General features: G+C 72.1%; 17 protein-coding genes. 11 read left to right on the top strand and 6 right to left on the bottom strand.

Annotated elements, in window-relative coordinates; genetic code table 11:
* Positions 1-41: 41 nt before the first annotated feature.
* Positions 42-1,106, bottom strand: coding sequence for a PucR family transcriptional regulator (locus ABD240_RS06110; protein WP_344336243.1), 1,065 nt, complete (start codon positions 1,104-1,106; stop codon positions 42-44).
* 321 nt (positions 1,107-1,427) lie between these two features.
* On the opposite strand from ABD240_RS06110, the gene ABD240_RS06105 reads away from it, so the two are divergent.
* From ABD240_RS06105 to ABD240_RS06075, 7 genes are all read left to right on the top strand, one after another.
* Positions 1,428-2,621 carry a CaiB/BaiF CoA transferase family protein gene (locus ABD240_RS06105; RefSeq protein WP_344336241.1) on the top strand — a complete coding sequence of 398 codons (1,194 nt, stop codon included), beginning with the start codon at positions 1,428-1,430 and terminating at the stop codon, positions 2,619-2,621.
* 44 nt (positions 2,622-2,665) lie between these two features.
* A complete protein-coding gene (locus ABD240_RS06100; protein WP_344336239.1) occupies positions 2,666-3,265 on the top strand; it encodes a TetR/AcrR family transcriptional regulator in 600 nt (199 codons plus the stop codon).
* 209 nt (positions 3,266-3,474) lie between these two features.
* On the top strand, positions 3,475-4,431 hold the full coding sequence (locus ABD240_RS06095; RefSeq protein WP_291797105.1) for an ABC transporter permease: 957 nt from the start codon (positions 3,475-3,477) through the stop codon (positions 4,429-4,431).
* A complete protein-coding gene (locus ABD240_RS06090) occupies positions 4,412-5,437 on the top strand; it encodes an ABC transporter permease (protein ID WP_344336235.1) in 1,026 nt (341 codons plus the stop codon). Before ABD240_RS06095 ends, ABD240_RS06090 begins: the two co-directional genes overlap by 20 nt.
* Positions 5,434-7,485: an ABC transporter ATP-binding protein gene (locus ABD240_RS06085; RefSeq protein WP_344336233.1), complete on the top strand. Its 2,052-nt coding sequence runs from the start codon at positions 5,434-5,436 to the stop codon at positions 7,483-7,485. Before ABD240_RS06090 ends, ABD240_RS06085 begins: the two co-directional genes overlap by 4 nt.
* Positions 7,482-9,446, top strand: a complete 1,965-nt coding sequence (locus tag ABD240_RS06080; protein ID WP_344336230.1) for an alkyl sulfatase dimerization domain-containing protein — start codon at positions 7,482-7,484, stop codon at positions 9,444-9,446. Before ABD240_RS06085 ends, ABD240_RS06080 begins: the two co-directional genes overlap by 4 nt.
* Positions 9,439-11,031: an ABC transporter substrate-binding protein gene (locus ABD240_RS06075; RefSeq protein ID WP_344336228.1), complete on the top strand. Its 1,593-nt coding sequence runs from the start codon at positions 9,439-9,441 to the stop codon at positions 11,029-11,031. The genes ABD240_RS06080 and ABD240_RS06075 overlap by 8 nt, the downstream gene beginning before the upstream one ends.
* A gap of 90 nt (positions 11,032-11,121) precedes the next feature.
* On the opposite strand, the gene ABD240_RS06070 is transcribed toward ABD240_RS06075, so the two are convergent.
* The 3 genes from ABD240_RS06070 to ABD240_RS06060 all read right to left on the bottom strand — a co-directional run bounded on the left by ABD240_RS06070 (position 11,122) and on the right by ABD240_RS06060 (position 14,599).
* Positions 11,122-11,625, bottom strand: a complete 504-nt coding sequence (locus ABD240_RS06070; protein ID WP_344336226.1) for an O-acetyl-ADP-ribose deacetylase — start codon at positions 11,623-11,625, stop codon at positions 11,122-11,124.
* 113 nt (positions 11,626-11,738) lie between these two features.
* Positions 11,739-12,995: a M20 family metallopeptidase gene (locus ABD240_RS06065; protein WP_291798006.1), complete on the bottom strand. Its 1,257-nt coding sequence runs from the start codon at positions 12,993-12,995 to the stop codon at positions 11,739-11,741.
* Positions 12,992-14,599, bottom strand: a complete 1,608-nt coding sequence (locus ABD240_RS06060; protein ID WP_344336223.1) for an AbgT family transporter — start codon at positions 14,597-14,599, stop codon at positions 12,992-12,994. Before ABD240_RS06060 ends, ABD240_RS06065 begins: the two co-directional genes overlap by 4 nt.
* A 228-nt stretch (positions 14,600-14,827) precedes the next feature.
* Here ABD240_RS06060 and ABD240_RS06055 point away from each other — a divergent pair, with 228 nt between their 5' ends.
* Positions 14,828-15,859 carry an Lrp/AsnC family transcriptional regulator gene (locus ABD240_RS06055; RefSeq protein ID WP_344336220.1) on the top strand — a complete coding sequence of 344 codons (1,032 nt, stop codon included), beginning with the start codon at positions 14,828-14,830 and terminating at the stop codon, positions 15,857-15,859.
* Between the two features lie 106 nt (positions 15,860-15,965).
* On the opposite strand, the gene ABD240_RS06050 is transcribed toward ABD240_RS06055, so the two are convergent.
* Entirely contained in the window at positions 15,966-17,390 is a 1,425-nt protein-coding gene (locus tag ABD240_RS06050; protein ID WP_344336217.1) for an amidase, read from the bottom strand.
* A 244-nt stretch (positions 17,391-17,634) separates the two neighbouring features.
* Here ABD240_RS06050 and ABD240_RS06045 point away from each other — a divergent pair, with 244 nt between their 5' ends.
* On the top strand, positions 17,635-19,194 hold the full coding sequence (locus ABD240_RS06045) for an AbgT family transporter (protein ID WP_344336214.1): 1,560 nt from the start codon (positions 17,635-17,637) through the stop codon (positions 19,192-19,194).
* A 90-nt stretch (positions 19,195-19,284) separates the two neighbouring features.
* Here ABD240_RS06045 and ABD240_RS06040 read toward each other — a convergent pair whose 3' ends face one another.
* On the bottom strand, positions 19,285-20,289 hold the full coding sequence (locus ABD240_RS06040; protein WP_291792874.1) for an Lrp/AsnC family transcriptional regulator: 1,005 nt from the start codon (positions 20,287-20,289) through the stop codon (positions 19,285-19,287).
* 178 nt (positions 20,290-20,467) lie between these two features.
* Here ABD240_RS06040 and ABD240_RS06035 point away from each other — a divergent pair, with 178 nt between their 5' ends.
* Positions 20,468-21,685 (top strand): C45 family autoproteolytic acyltransferase/hydrolase, encoded by a 1,218-nt coding sequence (locus tag ABD240_RS06035; protein WP_291792871.1) that lies wholly within the window; start codon positions 20,468-20,470, stop codon positions 21,683-21,685.
* 178 nt (positions 21,686-21,863) lie between these two features.
* A complete protein-coding gene (locus ABD240_RS06030; RefSeq protein WP_344336206.1) occupies positions 21,864-22,913 on the top strand; it encodes an aldo/keto reductase in 1,050 nt (349 codons plus the stop codon).
* Positions 22,914-23,004: the final 91 nt, after the last annotated feature.

Raw genomic sequence — 23,004 nt, 5'->3', positions numbered from 1 at the left:
GAGCGCGGGTGACAACCGGCCGGCGGTGGAACTGTGACGGATCACAGTGCGCGGGAGCCCGCCTCCTCCGCGCCCGAGGCCTCGGGCGCGTCCCCCGCGAGCGCTGCGACGGCGAGCGTGAGCAGATCGCGCGTGCGGTGCGCGTCCAGTCCGGTGAGCTGGGCGACTCGGGCGAGCCGGTTGTCCACCGTGTTGGGATGCACGTGGAGCGCCCGCGCGGTCGCACGCCTGTCGAGATTGTGGTCGATGAAGCTGCGCACAGTCTCGCGCAGCTCCGGCCGCGAGAGCGCGGGACGGCTCCGCTCCAGGAGGGAGGGCAGGGCGAGGCTGCCGTGCCCGAGGTGGTGGTCGAGCGCGAGGTCGTCCATCGTGAGGGGCACCCCGGTGCGGCCCAGCCGCAGCCCCGTCTCCAGGGCCGCCGCGCTCACGCGGGCGGCGCGGGGCACGTCGCCGAGGCCGTGCGCGGGCTCGGACGCCGTCGTCCCCTCCGCACCGGTCACCTCGCGGAGCGTGCGCAGCGTCCGTGCCGCGGCCTCGGCGTCGCCCAGCCCCTCCCGATGGGACCAGGAGACGATCCGTCCGGTCCGCGCCCGGAGGTCCATGAGCCAGACATCGGCGAAGTCGCGGCGCAGCTGCGCCCGCACCTGCCGGACCTTGCGGTGCCGGGCGATGGAGCGGTCGCGGTGGGCGGCGGCGTCCTCGCCCGGGGCCGGTCCCAGGTGCAGGTGCGTCACGAGGGGTGCTGAGGGGACCGCGTCCGGCTCCGCGAAGGTCCAGCCGCGGCCCGTCCACAGGGCCTCGATGACCTCCGCGTCCTGGCGGGAGTCCGCCGCGGCGGCGTCCCGGGCGGCGACCGCGAAGGCGTCCGCGACCTTGCGCGCCATGAGGTCGAAGGCCTCGCGCATCCGGGTGACGGCGTGCAGGACGAGCGCCGGCTCCCGGATCTCCGCCGCCGCGGCCTCGGCGAGCACGGTGTACGACAACTGCCAGCAGCGCATGTACTCCTCGAGCGGCAGGTCGTCGGCGACCCTGTCGACGGTGAGCGCGGCGGCCTCGGTGATCGCGGGTTCGAGCGGCGGCCGGGTCTCCGTGAGGGAGCGATGCACGCGCGCATGATCGTCCGCACCGTCTGCGTGCTCTCGCGCTCGAGGTGGTGGGGGACGTCCGTGCCCGTGTACCTCTCCGCGCCCTCCACGTAGAGGGCGATCGTCCGCCGGGCCAGCGCGGGCACCGCCCGCCGCAGCCGGTCCGCGGCCCCGGCGAGAGCGTCCGAGGACTGGTCGTCTCCGATGGTCTGCATCCGCCGCTCCTCTGTGACGCATCACAGATTCCCCTGCACGTCCCTGTGATCCGCCTCGATGGTATCCCCTGCCGCCCCTTCAGTAGCGTGCACCCGGAGAGTGCCGCCGTTCGAGGAGGAGCGCAGAGTGAGCACAGACATGGGCAGCCGGGAGCCGGAGCGTCGCAGCGGTCCGCTGCACGGCATCACGGTCGTGGACTTCGGCCATTTCATCGCCGCACCCGGCGCCGGGCAGACCCTGGCGGACCTGGGGGCGGACGTCATCAAGGTGGAGACTCCCGCGGGCGACCAGGCGCGCGGCGTCGGTTCGTACGGCGCCGCGATCATCCGCGGCTACAACCGCCGCAAGCGCTCCGTGGCGCTCAACCTCCGCGAGCCGGAGCAGCGGCAGGCGGCACTGGACCTCGTCGCGGCGGCGGACGTCGTCATCCACAACATGCGCCCCGGCGTCATGGAGCGCCTGGGGCTGGGGGCGGACGTCCTGCGGTCCGTGAACGCCGGCGTCATCCTCGCCTCGGTCACAGGATTCGGCACCAGCGGTCCGTCCAGGACCCGTCCGGGACTCGACATCGCCGCGCAGGCGGAGTCCGGGCTCATGTCCGTCACCGGCGAGGCCGGCCGCCAGGCGCAGCGTGTGGGCGCTCCCATCGTCGACCACGTCTCCGCCGCCGCGCTCGTCCAGGGCATCCTCGCCGCGCTCTTCCACCGCGAGCGCACCGGCGAAGGCGATGAGGTCACGGTCTCCCTGCTGGACACGGCCGTGGACCTGCAGCGGGTGAACTGGGGCGAGTACGGGCTCACCGGCGACATGCCCACCCGCCGCGGCAACGGCCAGCCGGGTGCGGCGCCGGGAGCGGATCACTTCACGACGGCGGACGGCTCGGTGGTGGTCTCGGCCTACACGGACGACAAGTTCGCGACACTGTGCCGCCACGCGGGGGTGCCGGAGCTGCTCGAGGACCCGCGCTTCGCGGACAATCCTTCCCGGGTGGCGCACCGCCCGGCGCTGCTGGCCGCTCTCGCGCCGTACTTCGCCGCTCGGACCTCGGAGGCGGTCGTGGAGGAGCTCAGCGCACTGGGCATCGTCTCCGGCGCGATCCGCGACTACGCGCAGGTGCTCGAGGCCGAGGACGTGCGCGCCGGCGGGATCTTCGCCCGCTGCCGTGACTCCGACGGTGCCGAGTACCGCATGCCCGGGCTGCCGTTCACCACCACGCACCGCCCTCGCGACGGTGACGGCGGGGAGGTGCCCGCCCTCGGCCAGCACACGGAGGAGGTGCTCGCCGAGGTGCGGGCCCGGGCCGGGGCGCTGCCCGGCTGAGCGGCCGGCACCGCAGGCCTGAGCGGCAGTGATACCGTCCAGCCATGTCACGGAGAAGCAGGGGCGCGGCGGACGGCGACGAGGCCGCGGACAGGAAGCTCGAACAGGCGGCGCTGGAGCTCCTCCGGAAGGACGGGGTGCTCGCGGGGCTGAACCTCCGGGAGGTGGCCGACCTCGCGGGCATCAACCGCGGCCTCGTCTACCACTACTTCGGCTCCCGCGGCGAGCTCCTGCGCTCTGCGCTGCGCCGCAACGGCGAGCGGCGGTCCGCGGCGTACTGGAGCCGTGGGGAGGAGCTGGGTCTCGTCAACCGCATCGACCGTCTCTTCAAGCAGACGATCAGGAACGCGGAGCAGCTCCGCCTCGTGGTGCTGCTCCTGCTCGACGGGCAGACGAAGGTCCGTCTCATGCCCCGCCGTGAGCAGACGCAGCGGGACCTCAAGTACGACCAGGCCGCCGGGAACATCCCGGACGACCTCGACACCGTGGCGGTGCACGCCCTCCTGCAGTCGCTCCTGATGGGCTATGTGATCGCACGGAAGCCGCTCGCCGCGGAGTTCGGAGTGGGCGTGCGGGACCTGGACGGGCGAATGCAGACGCTCGTGGAGCGTCTCCTCACCGGTCGGGACAGTACGCCGGAATGATGCGCTGACCTGCGGAATCACCACTCTTCCCCACTTCGCCCGCGTCTGCCCAAGGTTGACGGAACGATAAAAGTCGTTGACGTTGCATCAAACCGCGGCTAGCGTGAGCGGCGTCACCCGATGGCGTGGGAGGCCGGCGGGCGCCGCAACGAGGACGTTGCGTCCGCGCAGCCCCGGCCCGCGCCTCCCGCGCTGCGAAGGAGTACCGCATGGGTCGAATGCTGGGCAGACGCCTGCTCCAGCTGGTCCCGGTCCTGATCGGAGTCAGCTTCCTCACCTTCATGCTCCTCAACCTGCTGCCCGGCGACCCGGCGCTGGCGATCCTGGGAGAGGGCGCCACTCCGGAGGCCACCGCCGCGCTCCGGGAGCAGCTGGGCCTGGATCAGCCTCTCCTCGTCCGCTACTGGCACTGGCTGGTCGCGGCGCTCGGCGGTGACCTGGGGATGTCCGCGGGCTCCGGCGAACCGGTCTCCGCGCTGCTCCTCCAGCGGCTGCCGGCCTCCGTGGAGATCATGGTGCTGGCACAGCTCATCGCCCTGGTCGTCGCGGTCCCCGTCGCCGTGCTGGCGGCGGGCCGTCCCGGCTCCGCCCTGGACCGCGCGCTGGGCCTGACCGCCTTCGCCGGCGTGGCGAGCCCGCCGTTCCTCGTGGGCATGATCCTCGTCCTCGTCGTCGCCGTCCCCTTCGGACTGCCGGCCACGGGCTGGATCCCGTTCACGGAGAATCCGCTCATGAACGCGCGCTCGGCACTCCTGCCCGCGCTCACCCTCGCCTTCGCCCTCTACGCCATGTACTTCCGCGTGCTCCGCGCGGACCTCGTCACCCAGCTCACGCAGGAGGAGTACGTGACCACGGCCCGGGCGAAGGGCGTGTCGCGGAACGCGGTCACGTGGAAGCACGTGCTGCGCAACTCCGTCTTCCCGCTCATCACGGTGGTGGGCATCAACATGGGCGCGCTGCTGGGCGGTGCGGTGATCGTGGAGACCCTCTTCGCGGTCCCGGGGCTGGGCAAGCTCATGGTCGACGCGATCTACCAGCGGGACTTCATGGTGGTCCAGGGCGCGGTGGTCGTCATCGCCGTCGCATTCGTACTCATCAACTTCGCCGTGGACGTGCTGTACGCGGCGCTCGACCCGAGGATCCGCCATGCGCGCACAGCCCAGTGACAGCTCAGCCGCCCGGACGCGCAGCGCGGGTGCGGCCTCGGGGGAGCAGGACGCGAACAGCGCCGTCGCCGAGGCCGGGTTCGGTTCCGCTCCGGACCTCACCGCGACGGCTCCGGCCGGGGCCGTCCCCGGCACGGCCTCGGGCCCGGCCTCCTCCGCCGGGCCGCGGCGGTTCCGCGGATCCGTGTTCGAGATCGCGGTCCCGGCCGCACTCCTCGCGGTGCTGGTGCTCGCCTGCCTGCTGGCTCCCGTGCTGCCCTTCGTCCCTGATCCGGACCTCGGGGTCTTCAACGGCGGTGACGGCGAGCCCCGGATGGGGCTGTTCTCCGCAGGCCACCTGCTGGGGACCGACGCCCTGGGCAGGGACCTCCTGTCCCGCTCCCTCCACGGAGGTCAGATCTCCATCCTCATCGGCCTCGGCTCCGTGCTCGTGGGCCTGGCGGTGGGCGGCGTGATCGGCATCGTCGCCGGGTACCTGGGCGGCGCCGTCGACGCGGTGCTCATGCGCGTGCTGGACATCTTCCTCGCCTTCCCCTCCCTCGTCCTCGCCCTGGTGGTGGCGACGTACCTGGGCCCCAGCATCCCCAACCTCATCGTCGCGATCGCGTTCTACTCGATCCCCTCCTACGCCCGCATCGCACGGGCCGGGGCGCTGGCGGTGAGGGAGCGGGACTTCATCCTCAGCGCCCGCCTGGCCGGTGCGCGGGCGGGCCACATCCTCGTGCGCCACGTGGTGCCGCGGGTGATCGGCTCCCTGCTCACGTACGGCCTCACCATCTGCGGCATCGCGATCATCACCGAGGCCTCGCTGAGCTTCCTGGGCCTCGGGATCGAACCGCCCACACCCACCTGGGGGAACATGATGGCCGACGGCAAGACGGACCTGTCCTCGGCACCGCAGCTGGTGCTGGTGCCCGGCTTCCTCCTGTTCCTCACTGTCGTCTCGCTCAACCTGCTCGCGGACGGCATACGGCAGCGGATGGACAGCGAAGGGAGCGCGCGATGAGCGTTCTGCACGAGGCCGCCGGGGCCGCCGGGGCCGGAGACGGGCGTGCGGACGGGCATGGGCCCGGCCACCGCAGCAGTGCCCCGGCGGCCGGGAGCGCGCAGGCGGGCGGGCGCACTGACGAGCCGCTGCTCGTGGTCGAAGACCTGCAGGTGGTGTTCGATGGTCCGCGCGGCACCGTCACGGCGGTGGACGACGTCTCCTTCGCCGTGCGGCCGCGGGAGACGCTCGCGGTGGTGGGCGAGTCCGGCTCCGGCAAGTCCGTGACCGCACGGACCGTACTGGGCCTCTCGACCCCGCCGGGACGGATCACGGCGGGCACGATCACGCTGGGCGGCCGCAGCCTCGTGGGCCTCACGGAGGCGGAGTGGGGCGCCGTGCGCGGCTCGCGCATCTCGATGGTGTTCCAGGACCCCATGCGCTCGCTCAACCCCACGATGAAGATCGGGAAGCAGATCGAGGAGGCCCTGCGCCTCCACACGGACCTCGAGGGAGCGGCGCTGCGCGCCCGTGCCGTCGAGATGCTCGAGGCGGTCCGGCTCACGGAGCCCGCCCGGCGCGTGGACGAGTACCCGCACCAGCTCTCCGGCGGCATGCGCCAGCGCGTGATGATCGCCCTGGCGCTGAGCTGCGGACCGGACCTGCTCATCGCGGACGAGCCCACCACCGCGCTGGACGTCACGACGCAGAAGCAGATCCTCGACCTCGTCCAGGACCTGCAGAGCGAGTTCGGCATGGCCCTCATGCTCATCACCCACGACATCGCGCTCGCCTCCAACTACGCGGACACCCTCTGCGTCATGCAGGGCGGACGGGTGGTGGAGAGCGGTCCGGCGAGCCGGGTGCTCTCCGCACCGCAGGAGGAGTACACGCAGCACCTGCTCGACTCCGTGGTGGACACGGACACCGCGCGCACCCGCGAGTCCGCCGAGCACCGTGACGTGCTCCTCTCCGGCGCGGGCCTCGAACAGGAGTTCACGGTGGGCGGTCCCGGCGGCGGGAAGGTCCGGGCGCTGGACGGGGTCTCCTTCGACGTGCTCCGCGGGGAGACCCTGAGCATCGTGGGGGAGAGCGGCAGCGGCAAGTCCACCACCGCCCGCGCCATCCTGCAGGCGCCGGCTCCCACGGCGGGCTCCGTGCGCTTCGAGGACACGGACCTCGCCGGCCTCTCCGGCGCGGCGCTGCGGCGTGCCCGCACCGAGATGCAGATGGTCTTCCAGGATCCCTTCTCCTCCCTCAACCCCGGCTGGAAGGTGCGCGACGTCGTCGCGGAGCCGCTCAGGGTCAACGGCGTGGGCACGGCCCGGGAGAGGACGCGGAAGGTCGAGGAGCTCCTGGAGCTCGTGGGCCTCGACCCCGCCCGGTTCGCGGACCGCACCCCGCGGCAGCTCTCCGGCGGCCAGGCCCAGCGCGTGGGCATCGCCCGTGCGCTGGCGCTCGGCCCCAAGCTGCTCATCTGCGACGAGTCCGTCTCCAGCCTCGACGTCACCATCCAGGCGCAGGTGCTCGAGCTGTTCGAACGGCTGGGCCGGGAGCTGGGCCTCACCTACCTCTTCATCGCCCACGACCTCGCGGTGGTCCGCCACATCAGCGATCGCGTGGGGGTGATGTTCCGCGGGCGGCTCGTGGAGATCGGACCGAGCGAGAGCGTTTGCGCCGCTCCCGTGCACCCCTACACGCGCTCGCTGCTCGAGGCCGTGCCCCGGGTCGTCCGGGACCGGGGGAGCTGGGCCGCGGCGAGCGGGGATGCGCACGGGGCCGCTGTCGGCGCAGATGCGGTCGGCGACGAGGCGTCGGGCGAGGGCGGTGGCGCGCCGTCGGGCGGGAGCCGGGCCGGCCTCGCGCGCGGCGTCCCGGTCTCCGTGCTGCGCGAGGCGCTGCTGCGGGAGGCCGGGGAACCGCTGGGGGCCGACTGCCTCTGGGCACGGGAGGAGTGCGCGCAGGCGCATGCGCCCCTGCACGAGGTGAGCCCCGGGCACTTCGTCGCCTGCCATTCGCGGCGGGCGCGGGACATTCAGACCGGTACGGACGGGAGCGGTGCACGATGACACGCACGGATCGAATCCAAGAGGGAGGCACCGGGACGGACCGCTTCGACTGCGGGCACCCGGAGACCCGGCGGGCACCGAATGGTGCCGTCGCGGCGGCGGAACTGATCGGGGAGAAGCCGCGCTCCAACACGGAGCCCAGGCTCCTCACGGTGGCACCGGGCGTGCACACCTACGTGGGCGGATCCATCGTCAACCGCACCTTCATCGAAGGCGAGGACGGTGTGATCGTCTACGACACCGGCGTGGACCTCGCCGACGGCAGGCGTGCGCTCGCCGCGCTCCGGACCGTCACGGACAAGCCCGTCGCCGCCGTGATCTACAGCCACAACCACTACGCGCACGGCACGCAGGCGTTCCTGGACGAGGCGGCCTCGGATGCGGGCGGTGCAGGCAACACGGGCACCGAGGCGCCGGTGCTGGGCCACCCGCGCGTCAACGAGAACCTCGCCCTGGGCCGCGACGCGATGGACTTCCCGGAAGCGGCACCGGCGCTGGCACGCCGCTTCCGCTTCCAGTTCGCCTCGTACCTGCCGGAGGAGGGGCCGGACGCCCCGGTGGGCGCCACCTATCCCGCGCAGACACCGCGCGGGACGGTGCCCGTGAGCGCGCCCGTCCGGGACGGGGAGGAGCGGACGATCGCGGGTGTCCGCATGCAGTTCTTCACGGAGCACTGGACGGACTCGGACGACACGCTCACCGTCTGGATGCCGGACCTGGGTGTGGCGCTCAACAACTTCCTGTGGCCCACGATCCCCAACTTCTACGCGCTGCGGGGCACCGGCTTCCGGGACCCCCGCTCCTGGCGCGACGGCGTCCTCCAGCTGCGCGACCTCCAGCCGGAGCACCTCCTCAGCACCCACTCCCGGCCCCACTCCGGCCGCGAGCGGATCCGGCGGACGCTGGAGGGCTACGCGGATGCGATCGCCTTCACCTACGACCAGTCCGTCCGCGGGATCCTGGCCGGCATGGGACCGGACGAGCTGCGCCGCTTCGTGCGGCTGCCGGAGCACCTGGCCTCGCAGCGGCACAACCGGGACGGCTACGGGGAGACCCAGTACCAGCCTCCCTACATCTACGAACGGGTGCTGGGCTGGTACGACGGCCGGCCCGAGCACATCAACCCGCCGCCGCGCGCGCTCGCGGGTGCGCGGATCGTGGAGGGGTTCGGCGGCCCGGCGCGCGTGCGGGAGGCCGTGGCGGAGGCCCTGGAACGCGGTGAGGCCTCGTGGGCGGCGACCCTCGCGGGACACCTGGTCGACGCGGATCCGGAGAACCAGTCGCACCGGGACCTCAAGGCCGCGACGCTGCGCGAGCTGGGGCAGAGGGCGGGCGGGTCCATCGCCCGCCACTTCTACCTCACGCACGCCCGCGAGCTGGAGGGGAAGGTGAGCATCCCGCCGTCCGAGCCCTGGACCGTGGGAGATGTGCTGCGCGCCCCGCCGCAGATGCACATCGACCACCTGCGCGTGCGGCTCGACCCCTCCCGGAGCGGGGAGACCGAACGCTTCCTCGTCCTCGACCTCACGGACCGGGACACCCGGGCGGGCCTGCACCTGCGGAAGTCCGTCTGCGAGTTCGTCGCGGACGTGAACCGCCACCCCTACGCGCCGGACGCCGTGGTGTCCCTGGACGCGCGGACCTGGGCGGAGCTCGTGACCGGGGAGCTCGGGTGGGCGGACGCTCTCGCGGGCGGCCGGGCGGCGGTCCGGGGCGAGGAGGCCGAGGTGATCGAGTTCTTCGGCTTCTTCGATCCGCAGCCTGCCGCCGGGAGTGCCGGGCAGGGCGCGGGCGACAGGTCTTCCGCAGCCGAGGACGCCGGGCCGATCCGTGCAGGCAGCGGACCCGTGCGGGGGAGCGGGACAGGGCTGAAGAACGGGACGGCATCGGTGGCCGAGGCGGAGGCGCCCGAGGCAGAGGCACGGAATGCACAGGCGCGCAGGGAGGTGCGAGATGCGTGAACGGAGGAGGGGCCTCGGGCGTGGTCTGCGGGTTCTGCGGGGTCTGGCCGCCGCGGCGACGGCGCTGGTCCTGGCGGGCTGCGGCGCGGCCGTCGTCCCGGACGATCCGGACGCGCAGCCGCGGCCCGGCGGCACGCTCAGCGTGGGCGTGGAGGCCAGCTGGGTCTCCCTGGATCCGCTGCGGGCGACCACGTACGTCAGCTACAGCGTGCTGCTGACCATGTACGAGCAGCTCTTCGACCTCGATGCCGAGGGCGAGCTCATCCCCAACCTGGCGACGGGCTACGAGGTGAGCGACGACGGGCTCACCTACGCCGTCTCCCTGCAGGAGGGCATCGAGTTCCAGGATGGGGAGGAGTTCGACGCGGACGCCGTCGTGACGAACGTGGACCGGATGCGCGATCCGGCCAACGGCTGCTCCTGCCTGGGCGAGATGGGGGTGCTCGAGGACGTCCGCGCGGTGGACGCCTCCACGGTGGAGTTCGAGCTCAACCGTCCGCACGCGGGATTCCCCGTGGCCGTGCTCGCCTCCGCTCCGGGCATGATGGCCTCGCCCCGGGCGATCGAGGAGACGGGCGGGGACCTGGGTGCCAGACCGGTGGGGACGGGACCGTTCGAGCTGGTGAGCGAGGTGGCGGACAGCTCGGTGCGGGTGAAGGCCTGGGACGGCTACCGCGATCCGGAGCGGCCCTACCTCGACGGAGTGGAGTTCCGGGTGATCGCGGACTCCGACTCCCGCTACTCCAGCCTCGCGTCCACCTCCATCGACGTGGCGGACAACGTCGCCTACAACTGGGTGAGCGATGCGGAGCTGGACCCCTCCATCCGCCTGGACCCGCAGGGCGCGGCAGGATCGAGCTTCGTCATGTTCAACACCGCCGAGGGGCGTCCGCTCAGCGATCCGGACGCCCGCCGGGCCGCGTGCATGGCGATCGACCCGGAACTCATGGACGACGCGCTCTACGGGGGCGACAGGCTCACCGGGCAGGAGTCGCCGTTCCCCACCGGGAGCACCTGGGACATGGGCGAGGTCGAGGGGTACGCCCGGCATGATGAGGAAGGGGCGCGGCGGCTCGTCGAGGAGCTGGGCGGGCTCTCCTTCGACCTGCAGCTCACCTCGAGTCCCGACAACACCCGGGCCGCCCAGGCCCTCGAGTCGCAGTGGGGTGCCGTGGGCATCGACGCGCGCCTGCGGCCCACGGATCAGCCCACCCTGGTGGACGACGCCTTCAGCCACGACTTCGACGCGATGCTCTACCGCTGGCGCGGGGCGATGGACCCGGACGGCAACGTCAACCGCTGGTTCAACAGCGCGCTGGCCACACCGGACGCACCCAGCTCCAACTTCAACCTCGTGGCCGACGAGGAGCTCGACGGTCTCATGCTGGCGGCTGCGGCGGAGCCGGACCCCGCACAGCGGAAGGAGCGGTACCGGGAGGTCTCTCTCAAGCTCGCGGAGCTCACTCCGTACTGCTACCTGTGGGGAGCGGACTGGATGCGGATGAGCCTCGTGAACGTCCACGGGATCCCCGCGCGTCCGGACAACATCATGATGCTCCGCGACGCCTACAAGGTGGAGGAGTGAGGGGGCGGAGGCGCATGAGGCGGGCGCGCGGTGCACGGTCAGACGCCGAGGAGCGCTCCTCGGGCTGCGGCTCGTGCCCGCTCTCCCCGCCTACCCCTGTGCGATCCGTGCCTGCACCAGTGCGTGCAGGTGCTCGCTGAAGGCGACGATGCGCACTGCCTCCACCTGTGTCTCGCACGTGCGGAGGGTGTCGACGGCCGCCGCGACGGCGTCGTCGAGCGGCCAGCCGTAGACGCCGGCGCTGATGAGCGGGAAGGCCACGGCGGACGCGCCCAGTTCGTCCGCGACCTCCAGCGAGCGCCGGTAGCAGGAGACGAGGAGGCTCCGGTCCCGCTGACCGGCTGAGTGGTTCGGCCCCACCGTGTGGATGACCCAGCGCGCGGGGAGTTCCCCGGCGGTGGTCCAGCCGGCATCTCCGGTCGCCAGGCCGTGCGGGAACCGCTCGATGCAGTCGGCGAGGATCGCGGGCCCGCCCGCACGGTGGATCGCGCCGTCCACGCCTCCGCCGCCGCGCATCGCGGTGTTGGCGGCGTTGACCACCGCGTCGACGTGCTGAACGGTGATGTCTCCGAGAACGGCGGTGAGCTCGACCATGCCCTCAGTGTGGCACGGCCGGTTCCTCCGGGGGTGGGCGCAGACTGACGCTCCAGCGGCGCCGGAGCGTCAGTTCGCGCTCACTGATCATGGCGGCTCGCGCGCCGCCCGGCTCAGCCGGCGAAGGCGGTGGCGAGGACGCCGGCCAGCAGGAGGACGCGGTCATCCATGTCTGCCTCCAGCACGTGCTCGCTGCGGGCGTGCGGACCGTTGCCGCTGGCGCCGAGGCCGTCGAGCACCGGCACGCCGAGGGCGGACAGGAAGTTCGCATCGCTGCCGCCGCCCACGGAGCGCTGTCCCAGCGGCGCCCTGACCCGGTCGGCCACCTGCTGCACCGTGCGCAGCAGCGCACGGCTGCCGTCCGTGAGCGCCATGGGCGGCCGGTTCCAGCCGCCGCCCACCGTGAAGGAGACCCGGGGATCCGCGACTGTGAGGCCGGAGAAGAGCCGGTCGATCCGGGCGGCCTCCTCCGGCGTCGTCACGCGCACGTCCACGGAGGCCCGGGCGCGGCCCGGCACCACATTGCGTGCGGTGCCGCCGCTCACGGTGCCCACGTTCACGCTGGTGCCGGCCGCCAGGTCGGTGCCCCGGTTCAGCTGGAGGACCAGCTCGGCGAGGGCGGTCACGGCGCTCGCCCCGCCCTCGGGGTCATTGCCCGCGTGGGACTCCACCCCGGCCACCTCGAGGGAGAACACTCCCACGCCCTTGCGCTCGACCTTGAGGTCCCAGTCGACGCCGGGCTCGATCACCAGTCCCGCGTCTGCCCCGGCGGCCTCCCGTTCGATGAGGGGACGGGAGGAGGGGCTGCCGAGTTCCTCGTCCCCGTTGAGCACGAAGGTGAGCGAGGGCAGCTGCAGCCCGTGGGCGCGCGCCAGCCGGACGGCGCGGAAGCCGGTCACGAGGCCGGCCTTCATGTCGAGGACGCCCGGCCCGCGGACGATCCCGTCCTCGACGGAGAAGGGGATCTCCCCGAGCGTGCCCAGCGGCCACACGGTGTCGTAGTGGCCCACGACGACCACGCGCCCGGGGAGCTCGCCCGGTACGTCGAGGATCAGGGTGGGGCCGTGCTCCTCGTGCGCGTGCAGCTCTACGCGGCCGAGCGGACCCATGAGGGTCTCCGCGCAGCCGAGGAGCTCCCGGGCGGCCGCGTCCAGGGCCGCGGGGTCCGCGCTGGGGGTCTCGGTCTCCACGAGCGCCCGGAGGTCGTCGAGGGCCTCCGCATGCTCGGCGGCGGCCTGCGCGCGCATCTGCGGCAGGGCCGCGAGGAACGCGCGGAATGCGGCGGAGGCCGGAGCGTCGGGAGCAGAGCGGGGGCCGGCCACTGCGGCTGGGGACGTCGGGGCGCCGGGAGGCGTGGCTGCGGTGCTCATCGGGCGCTCACCCCCGGTCCCAGCGGCAGGCCAAGCAGGTACCAGATGATGAAGATCGTGAGCCAGACGACCAGGTTCACGAGCGCCAGCGGCAGCACGAGCGACATGAGCGTGCCGATGCCCGCGCTGGGGCGGTGGCGGCGGATGAAGCCCAGCGCCATGACGAAGTACGGGCTCATGGGCGTGAGGCTGTTGGTGGGGGCGTCCGCGATGCGGAACATCGCCTGCGTGGTCTCCGGGGCGATGTCCAGGAGCATGAGCATGGGCACGAGGACCGGGGCGACGAAGGCGTACATCGCGGAGCCGGAGGTGAGCACCAGGTTCATGCAGCTGATGAGCAGGACCGCGGCGATGAAGATGACGACCGGGGTGGCGCCCAGCTTGTCCAGGGTGGAGGCGCCCTCGATCGCGACGATCTGGCCGATGTTCGTCCACTTGAAGTACGCGAGGAACTGCGAGGCCGCGAAGAACAGGACGATGACCGGGACCAGTTCGCGCACGCCCGGGGCCATGAGCTCAGGGATGTCGCTGAACTTCTTGATGCTGCCCTGCACCACGCCGTAGGCGATGCCCACCGCGGCGAAGAACAGCATCATCACCACCGCGATGTTGTCCATGAGCGGGGAGTCGAGGATCTCGCCGGCGTCGCCGCGCAGCGGTGAGCCGGTGGGCACCATCACGAGGACGACAGCGGCGGCGAACACGAGGGTCGCGATGCCCGCTGCGAGCATGCCCCGGCGCTCGTTCGTCTGCAGGTCCATCGCGGGCAGGGGCTCCGCATTCACGGAGGGCTCCGCAGCCTCCAGCGCCGCCACGCGCTTGGCCACCACCGTCTCCACCACGATCGTGATGGAGACGGCGAGGATCAGCGCGGAGATCGCGGAGAAGTAGTAGTTGGAGAGGGGGCCCACACTGTAGTTCGGGTCGATGGTGTGCGCGGCGGCGGTGGAGAGCCCGGCGAACACGGCGTCGGTGCCGCTGGGGAGCAGGCCGATGCTGCTCGCACCCCCGATCGAGACGTAGGCGACGACGGCGCCGATGATCGGGCTGCGGCCCACCGCGCGGTAGGCGATCATCGCCAGCGGGATCATCACGGCGAAGGCCGCGTCGCCGGCGATCTGGGCGACCATCGCGGTGAGCGCGATGGTGAAGGTGACGTAGCGCGGGGAGACCCGGGAGAGCATGCCGCGCATGAGGGCGGGCAGGAGTCCGGTGGCGTCCGCGATGGACACGCCCAGCGCCACGACCACGATGAGCCCCAGCGGCGGGAAGTTCACGAAGTTCATGATGGCGTCGCCCAGCATCATCCGCACGCCGTCGTAGGACAGGAGGTTCTGGACCACCACCTCCTCGCCGTCCGCGGGGTTCGTCGACGAGACGCCCATGCGGGAGAGCACCGCGCTCAGGCCCGCGACGATGATCGCCAGGCCCACGAAGATCCAGAACGGGTGTGGGAGCTTGTTGCCCGCGCGGTCCACGGCCTCGAGCACCTTGAGCACTCCGGCGGAGAACCGGGACTCCGTCTTCACCTGTGCGTCCTGCCCGCTCCGCTCGCCCTGAGGCGGATGCGCGGGGCTTCCCTCCGATGCCACGTCTGCAGACATTGCGGCTCCCGTTCTGCTGTTCTCCTGACGGAGCGAACGGACGTCCCGTGCTCCGGGTGATCGTGCTCCGGCGGGTACGCCGGGAGCGGCACAGCAACCGCGCGCTGCGGAACCGCAGTCGGAGCGTTGCGCGTATCTGGTGATAACGATCACGAATGGAGTAGATGATGCACGAAGTGGACGCATTCGCGCAAGATCATGCAGAAATCGCCTGGATATGATGGGTGTGTGGAGCACATCGACGACGTGGACGCGGCACTCATCGCGGCCCTGCAGCACGCCCCTCGCGCGCCGGTGGGCGGTCTCGCGGAGGTGCTGGGGGCCTCGGCGAGCACTGTCAGCCGCCGTCTGGCCGGACTGCGCGGGCGCGGCGTCATGCGCGTGTCCGCCTCCGTGAGCTGGTCGCTGCGCAGGACCGGCCACCCCGTCTTCGCCTGGATCTCCTGTGAGCCGGGCTCCGTGCGCACAGTGGCCGCTGCGCTCTCCGCGCTGCCGGGCATGCAGTCCGTCTTCGTGCTCGCCGGGTCCGCGGACATCCAGTGCCTCGCGCACCCCACGCAGGACATGGACGCGGCGGCGCTCGTCCTCGACGTCATGCCGCAGATCGCCGGGGTGGCGCGCGTGGAGTCGACCCTCATCCTCGCGACCTCGACGCGCAGCAGCGAGTGGCGCGCCCCCGGTCTCCTCACCGAGGCGCAGACTGCGCAGCTGCCTGCTCTGCGCCGGGCCTCAGAGCCCGCAGCACCCGCGGGCGGTGAGGGCAGGGGGCCTCATGACCTCCGTCCCATCGAGTTGAGGGTCGCGAACCTGCTGGTGCAGGACGGGCGGATGAGCGTCAACGACATCGCCGCCGCGCTGGAGGTCACCCGCACCACGGCGCGCAGGGCGCTCGAGGGCGTGCTGACGAGCGGGCTGGTGCGCCCGCGGGTGGACGTGGAGCCGCGGTTCCTGGGCTTCCCGCTGGGGTTCTCGGCCTCGATCCGCAGCCGGCCCTCCGCGCTCGCGGAACTCCTCGAGGAGCTCGCGGGGAACGTCCACGCCCGCATGGTCGCCATGACGGCGGGCTCGTCCTCGCTGGTGGTCCAGGGCAACGTCCGCGACGAAGCGGGTCTGCGCTCCTTCATCTCCGACGACCTCGGTGCGCACCCCGGCATCACGGACCTCAGCGTCTCCGTGGTTCTGCAGACGGTCAAGCGCAACTGGCGGCCCATCTCGTCGGAGGGGCTCACCGAGGCGACGGATCTGCGCCTGCCGGAGTAGGCCTCGGGCGCGGCGCGGCGCGCGGCCCTGGGTGGGACCGCGGGTGCGGTGCGGCTTGCGGCCCTGGGTGCGGTCCGGATCCGGTCCGGCACGGCCCAGCTGCTTCTCAGCCCAGGTCCGGCCTTCGCTGCCAGTGGCCGGTGGCGTCCTCGAAGCACTCGGCCGCGTCGAGCAGGAGGCCGTCCCGGAACTCCGGTGCCACCATCTGCAGCCCCACCGGCAGGCCGGTGGACGAGAAGCCGCCGGGCACGGACAGGCACGGCAGGCCGGTGGCGCTGATGAGCGTGGCGGCGCGCATCCAGTCGAGGTAGTGCGGGGTCGCCGTACCGGCCACGGAGGTGGGGAACTCGAGCTCCGCCGCGAAGGGCAGCACCTGCACGGCCGGCGTGACGAGGAGATCGCACTCGGAGAAGAAGGCCGTCGTGGCCCTGCGCAGACGCGCGCGGGCCGCACCGGCGGAGAAGAGGTCGTCGACGGTGAGACGCAGGCCGTGCTCCACGTTCTCGCGCATCGTCGCCTTGATCTCGTCACCGCGGGTCCGCACCAGCTCGCCGTAGGAGGCCGCGAAGTCGTAGGCGCGGGTGGTGAGGAAGACCTCGTCCGCATCGCGCAGGTCCGGCGTCGCCTCGACCACCTCCGCGCCCAGTGCGGCGAGGACTTCGAGCTGAGGCTCGAGCACGCGCAGCACCTCCGCCTCCACCGGCACGCCGAGGCCGAAGTCCGCCGTCCAGCCCACCCGCAGTCCCGTGAGGTCGCGGCGGCGCCGCTGGGCGTAGGCCCCGTCCTCGGGTGCGGGGTGGGGGCTCTGCGGGTGCGGGCCGGTGACCGCGCGCATGAGCATCCGCACGTCCTCCACGCGCCGTCCCAGGAATCCCTGGCGGGACACCCAGGCCCAGGGGTTCGCCGCGGGCCACAGCGGGATCCGGCCCTGGTCCGGGCGGTAGCCCACCAGATTGCAGAAGGAGCCGGGGGTGCGCAGCGAGCCGCCCGTGTCTGAGCCGTCGCCGGCCGGCTGGATGCCCGCGGCGATCGCGGCCGCAGCCCCGCCGCTGCTGCCGCCGGCGCTGCGGCTGGTGTCGTAGGGGTTGAGCGTGGTGCCGAACAGGGGATTGAAGGTGTGGGAGCCTGCCGCGAACTCCGGCACGTTGCTCTTGCCGGAGGAGACCACGCCGGCGGCCTGGAGCCGGTCGATGATGAGCGCGCTGCGCTCCGGGACGCTGTCCGCGAAGAGCGGTGATCCCAGCGTCGTGCGGATGCCCTTCGTGGCGATCGAGTCCTTGTGCGTCATGGGCACGCCGCACAGCTCCGGAGCCGGAGGCGCACTGCCGGCCGCGGCGGCGCGCAGGCGGACGTCCGCCTGTCGCGCCCGCTCCCGTGCCCCCTCCTCGTCGAGGGTGACGACGGCGTTGACCTCCCCGTTCACCTCGCCGATGCGCGCCAGATGGGCGTCGAGCGCCTGCTCCGCCGTCAGCTCTCCGGTCTGCAGGAGCCCGGTGAGCTGTCCGAGGGTGAGCGAGGGGAAATCCGTCATGGCTGCGTGCCTCCTCCGGTGCGTGCGGGAACGGCGCGGGTGCGCATCCCGGCGCCAGTATCGCCGGACGGTGGGTGACGGCGGTCACGGCCGGCGAGGGGTGCGGGATTCGGCCACGGATGAGGCCGAGTCCCGCCCCGGCCCCCGTTCTCGGGCCGAGTGCGTGGCGCGGAGGTCGCCGTTCCGCAGAATGTGACTCGTATCACCGCACGACGTGCGTGAAAGCGGCATGAAGGAGGACCCCATGGCGACACCCCCAGTCCTGCGCGCCAGCGAGGACAGCTCCCTGTCCGGAGGGATGCGGCGGCTCTTCCGCGTCCTCGAGGTCATCGAGGCGGTGGGCAACAAGCTGCCCCACTCGTTCTGGCTGTTCTGGATCCTGTCCGCGATCCTCGCGGTGGTGAGTGCGCTCCTGGCCGCCGGCGGGGTGGAGGTGACGCCTCCGGGTGAGACCGAGGCCGTCTCCGTGCAGTCGATGCTCTCCGGGGAGGGTGCGGCGATGGTGTTCGGCACGGCTCTGGAGAACTTCGCCTCCTTCGCGCCGCTGCCCATCATCGTCAGCGTGATCATCGGCGTCGCGGTGGCCGAACGCTCCGGCGTCCTCGCGACCCTGCTGCGCATCACGATCGAGCGCCTGCCCGCCACGTGGGTGACCTTCTCCGTCGCCTTCGCCGGCATGATCTCGCACGTGATGTTCGACGCGGCGTTCATCGTGCTGCTGCCGCTCGCCGCACTGGCCTTCCGGTCCGTGGGCCGCAGTCCCGTCCTGGGCATCCTCGTGGCGTTCGGCTCCATCTCCGCCGGGTACAACGCCTCACCGCTCGTCACGCCCTCGGACGCGATCCTCTCCTCGCTGTCCACGGAGGCCGCGCGGATCGTCGACCCCGAGTACGTGGTCTCCCCGCTGGGCAACTACTTCTGGGCGATCGCCTCCTCGATCGTCCTCTCCATCACCATCACCCTGGTCGTGGAGCTGGCCCTCGCCAAGCGCGCGGACCTGCAGGCGGACGTGGATGCGCTCGAGGACGACGGGGCCCGCCTGAGCGTGAGCTCCCGCGAACGGCGCGCGCTCCTCACCTCCTTCGCCGTCCTCGCCGTCTACGTCCTCGTCATCGTGGCGGCCCTCGTGCCGGAGGGCTCGCCGCTGCGCGGAGAGGACGGCGGCCTCGTCCAGTCCGTCGTCATGAAGAACATCGCGGTGTTCATCGGGCTGGGCTTCGTGCTGCTGGGCGTGGTCTACGGGCGGATGGTGGGGGAGTTCACCTCGCTGCGGGACGTGCCCGAGGCGATGGCCGGCGGCCTGCGCACGCTCGCGCCCGTGCTCGTCCTCTTCTTCGCCATCAGCCAGTTCCTCGCCTACTTCAAGTGGACCGGGATCGGCACCGTCATCGCCGTGAACGGCGCGGGCTGGCTGCAGACCGCGGGGATGCCGCCCCTGCTGCTGTTCATCCTCGCGATCCTCCTCATCTCCGTCATGAACATCATCATCACCAGCGGCTCTGCGATGTGGTCGCTGCTGGCGCCCATCCTCATCCCCATGTTCATGTACCTCAGCATCCCGCCGGAGACCACACAGCTCGTCTACCGCATCGCGGACTCCTGCACCAACGCCATCACCCCCATGAGCGCCTACTTCGTCCTGGCCCTCGGCATGGTGCAGCAGTACCGGAAGTCCGCGGGGATCGGCACCGTCGTCTCCTTCACCCTCCCGCTGGCGATGTCGATGCTGGCGGTCTGGACCGTCCTCTTCGTCGTCTGGTACCTGCTGGGCCTGCCGATCGGCCCCGGGGTGAGCATCCGCTGAGGTCGGGGGCGGCCTCGGGGGCGGGAGCTTCCGCCGGAAGGCTCCGGCTCTCATGATCCGCGCCGCGGCAGGGCGCCTCGCCCGCGGTCCTCAGTAGAGGTGGGTGGTCGCGGCCTCCTGGGTGCGTGACCATCCGCTGCGTTTGAAGGCCTGGAGCACGTGGGAGACCTCGAAGGACTCCGCCTCCGCGGTCCAGGGCGCGGAGCTCAGCTCCGTGTGGAGCGCGGCCATGTTCCTGAAGGCGAAGTGTGCGAGCAGATGACGGTCGCCGCCGAGCGCGCTGAGGTAGCGGGTCTCCGTGCGCGCGAGGAGGCCTGCGACCAGCCGGTCGGCGGCGTCCCGGGCGGCGGTGACCGTCACGAGCGCCTCGACGGGGAAGCCCAGCAGCTCCGGCTCCGCCACGACGCGGATGCGCAGGTAGCTGTGCTGCTCCAGCCACGCCAGCCTGCGGCGCACGGTGTTCTCGGAGACCCTGCCGTGCGCGGCGAGATCCGCCGTGGTCATGCGCGCGTCCTCGGCGAGCAGCCGGAGGAGCATCCGGTCGCTGGGGGAGAGCTCCTCGTGGTCGGCGGCCTGCGGTGGGGCGGGAGGTCTGCCGGGTTCGCCCATCGCCTGCGCCTCCGCCGGAGTGAGCACGGCCGGCCGCCATTCGCTCACCGAGCGGTGGTTGCGGGTGACGGTGTCGATCCGCACGTCCGCGATCCCGTTGACGGCCGGCAGCTCGTCGAACACGAGGCCCGGATAGACCTCGGCGTCGATCCGGATCTCCGCGAACACGGAGTGTGCGCCCGTCGTGGCGTAGGAGAAGACGGTGTAGGGGCGGGCGGCGAGCCCGCTGGCCACGGTGCGCACCGCGCCCACGGAGGAGCGGATGCGGGCGATGGCGGTGCCTGTGGCGCCGCGCACTCCCACCACGCGGACGGCGCCGCTGTCCAGGAGTTCGGTGCCGCGGCGGGAGACCGAACGCGCCGATTCCCCCAGTGCGTCCGCGATCGCCGCCCAGGTGGCGCGGGGGCGGATCTGCAGGGCTGCGATGATCCGCCGGTCGAGGGCCGGGCTGCCCTCGTCGAGGCGGTGGGTGTGTCGCTCGGACATGGGGGAATCCTATGCCAGGGGTGTCCTGGCTCACTCGTGCCGGTGTCCACTCGTGCGAGGATGCGAGGGGAGGGCCGTCTCGCCGGTGCGGCGACCGGAGGCCGGCACCCGCACAGGCGGCCAGAGGGCCCGGAGCGATGAGTCAGGCCGGGAACGGCCGGAGAGGCAGAGGCGACCGATGGAACTCGTCACCTTCCGCACACAGAGCACGGCACCCGAGGTGCGCGGCCGGGAGATCGGCCTGCGTTTCAGCGCCGAGATCGCCCGGAGCGCACAGCTGTACCTGGACCTCTACCGCACCAAGGGGATCCCGGACGCCGTCGTCGCGAGGGTGATCCGGGGGAGCCGGGAAGCGCTCGCGGACTGGGACCCGGAACAGTTCGCGGAGCTGTCCGCGATGGCCGAGGCGGCGGCGAGCGTCCGGGGGCGCGCAGGCGGTGAGAATGCCGGCAGCGGTGAGCGCGGCCTCGGGCGTGGTGCCTTCACCGGCCTGGACGCCGTCCTCGCCGTCACCGCGCGGACGGAGGTCCTCGCGACGGCGGGGCGGGCCGGCCTCGGCGAGTGCTCCACGGCGGTGCTGCTGCCGCCGGGCAACGCGATGCCCTGGACCCTGCAGACCTGGGACTGGTATGCGGATCTGGTGCCGCAGGGGCTGGTGCTCGACTACACGAGCGCGGCCGGTGTGGGGGTGCGGACGTTCACGGAGTTCGGTGCTCCGGCGAAGATCGGGATCAATGCCGCCGGACTGGGCGTCCACTTCAACATCCTGCACCACGCCTCGGACCACGGCGGGGGAGGCGTGCCCGTCCACGCGGTCGCCCGGCGGGTGCTCGACCACGCGCAGACCGTCGCCGAGGCCGTGGAGATCGCACGCTCCGCACCGGTGAGCGCCTCCTCCGTGCTCACCGTCGTCACGCGGGAACCGGATGCGGTGAGCATCGAGCTGTGCCCGGACGGCGTGGGCGTGGTGCGGCCGTGGACGGGCGGCGCGGATCCGGGGACGCGGGTGCTGCTGCACACCAACCACTTCCTGGACCCGGAGCTGGCACGCGGCGATCGGGCGACGGCGAAGCTGACTGCCGAACGCTACGCCCATCTGCAGGCGCGCAGCCATGAGCTGACGGTGCCGGAGCGGGCGCAGTACGGTGCCGGCGGTGCCGTGGCAGGGCGATCGGGGCAGGAGCCGACCGAGCGGGAGCGGAGGGACGCGGCACGCGCGGAGTTCGCCGCGGCGCTGTGCGGTCCGGACGGTGCGGGCGCTCCCATCTGCATGCGGCCGGTGCCCGGCGGCGCCCCGGAGGAGCAGGGCGAGACGCTGCTGACCGTCTCCCTCGACGTGGAGCGCGGCGAGATGGACTGCTTCGCCGGCGACCCGGAGGAGTATGCGAGGAGCTGAGGCGGCTGGAGCCGCATCATTTCCACTGGGAGAAACGCAGAGATCATACAGTGTTATAGAACGTCAGAGAGTGTGATAGAGAGCCGCAGAGTGGGCGTCTCATCTCCGCCCTTGCCTTCGAGTGCGCTCCAGGGCATACGCTCCCAGTACTCCATCCGGCACAGACAGGAGCACACACATGAGCGCGACGACGGCACTCGGGGATCTGCTGGTCTCACCGATCGGCTACGGCTGCATGGCACTCTCGCACGTCTACGGCGGCGGCCTCAGCGATGAGGAGGCACGCGGGGCACTGAATGAGGCGATCGACGCCGGCATCACCTTCCTCGACACCGCAGACGTCTACGGCGAATCGCGGCCCGGCTCCACCGGTCCGGCCGGGACGAACGAGGAGATGCTCGCCCCGCTCCTGGCCGAACGTCGAGGGGACCTGCAGCTGGCCACCAAGTTCGGCATCAGCGGCGAGACCGTGACGGCGGCCGGTGAGAGCGGCACACCCCGCATCGCCCCGAGCGGTGTGAACGGCCGTCCCGAGTACGTCCGCACCGCGAACGAGGCCTCGCTGCGGCGTCTGGGCGTGGAGACGATCGACCTCTACTACCTCCATCGTCCGGATCCCGCGGTTCCGATCGAGGAGACGGTGGGCGCCATGGCGGAGCTGGTGGAGGCAGGAAAGGTCCGGTACCTGGGCGTGTCCGAGGTGACGGCGGACGAGCTGCGCCGGGCCCACGCCGTCCATCCCCTCACCGCCGTCCAGTCCGAATGGAGCCTGTGGTCGCGTGACGTCGAGGCGCACGTGCTGCCCGCCTGCGCGGAGCTGGGGATCGGCTTCGTGCCCTACAGCCCGCTGGGCCGCGGCTTCCTCACCGGGACGCTCACCAAGGACGCCGTGGCCGGGGACTTCCGCAGCAGCACCGCGCGGATGGGGGAGTCCTGGGACGCCAACCAGGCCGCGCTCGCACTCGTGAGCGAGGTCGCCGAGACTCTGGGCGCCACGAACTCGCAGGTGAGCCTCGCGTGGCTGTTCGCCAAGGGGCGTGAGCTGGGCGTGAGCACCGTGCCGATCCCCGGTTCACGGCGGGCCTCCCGCATGATCGAGAACCTGCGGAGCACGCAGCTGGAACTCTCCGCCGAGCAGCTGGAGCGTCTCGACGCCGTCGCGGGAATGGTGAGCGGGACGCGCAACATCCACGCGAACCCGGCCTGGATCTCCTCCGGGAGGGAGTGAGCGGGCGCTCTGCCGGCCTCCCCTCTGCCTTCCCCTCTCCTCCCCTTTGCCTCACCTCCCTCCCCCTCTCCCTCTCCTCCCCTCGCAAGTT

It is taken from the genome of Brevibacterium salitolerans, from assembly GCF_039531405.1.
GTDB lineage: Bacteria > Actinomycetota > Actinomycetes > Actinomycetales > Brevibacteriaceae > Brevibacterium > Brevibacterium salitolerans.
Note: the sequence above shows the minus strand (reverse complement) of the source record. Positions and strands in the feature narration are given on the sequence as shown.

Bases quoted from the DNA above. Each gene is read 5' to 3' on its own strand.
- ABD240_RS06100 (WP_344336239.1), top strand. From the start codon at position 2,666: ATGTCACGGAGAAGCAGGGGCGCGGCGGACGGCGACGAGGCCGCGGAC.
- ABD240_RS06095 (WP_291797105.1), top strand. From the start codon at position 3,475: ATGGGTCGAATGCTGGGCAGACGCCTGCTCCAGCTGGTCCCGGTCCTG.
- ABD240_RS06090 (WP_344336235.1), top strand. From the start codon at position 4,412: ATGCGCGCACAGCCCAGTGACAGCTCAGCCGCCCGGACGCGCAGCGCG.
- ABD240_RS06085 (WP_344336233.1), top strand. From the start codon at position 5,434: ATGAGCGTTCTGCACGAGGCCGCCGGGGCCGCCGGGGCCGGAGACGGG.
- ABD240_RS06080 (WP_344336230.1), top strand. From the start codon at position 7,482: ATGACACGCACGGATCGAATCCAAGAGGGAGGCACCGGGACGGACCGC.
- ABD240_RS06075 (WP_344336228.1), top strand. From the start codon at position 9,439: ATGCGTGAACGGAGGAGGGGCCTCGGGCGTGGTCTGCGGGTTCTGCGG.
- ABD240_RS06070 (WP_344336226.1), bottom strand. From the start codon at position 11,625: ATGGTCGAGCTCACCGCCGTTCTCGGAGACATCACCGTTCAGCACGTC.
- ABD240_RS06065 (WP_291798006.1), bottom strand. From the start codon at position 12,995: ATGAGCACCGCAGCCACGCCTCCCGGCGCCCCGACGTCCCCAGCCGCA.
- ABD240_RS06060 (WP_344336223.1), bottom strand. From the start codon at position 14,599: ATGTCTGCAGACGTGGCATCGGAGGGAAGCCCCGCGCATCCGCCTCAG.
- ABD240_RS06050 (WP_344336217.1), bottom strand. From the start codon at position 17,390: ATGACGGATTTCCCCTCGCTCACCCTCGGACAGCTCACCGGGCTCCTG.
- ABD240_RS06045 (WP_344336214.1), top strand. From the start codon at position 17,635: ATGGCGACACCCCCAGTCCTGCGCGCCAGCGAGGACAGCTCCCTGTCC.
- ABD240_RS06040 (WP_291792874.1), bottom strand. From the start codon at position 20,289: ATGTCCGAGCGACACACCCACCGCCTCGACGAGGGCAGCCCGGCCCTC.
- ABD240_RS06035 (WP_291792871.1), top strand. From the start codon at position 20,468: ATGGAACTCGTCACCTTCCGCACACAGAGCACGGCACCCGAGGTGCGC.
- ABD240_RS06030 (WP_344336206.1), top strand. From the start codon at position 21,864: ATGAGCGCGACGACGGCACTCGGGGATCTGCTGGTCTCACCGATCGGC.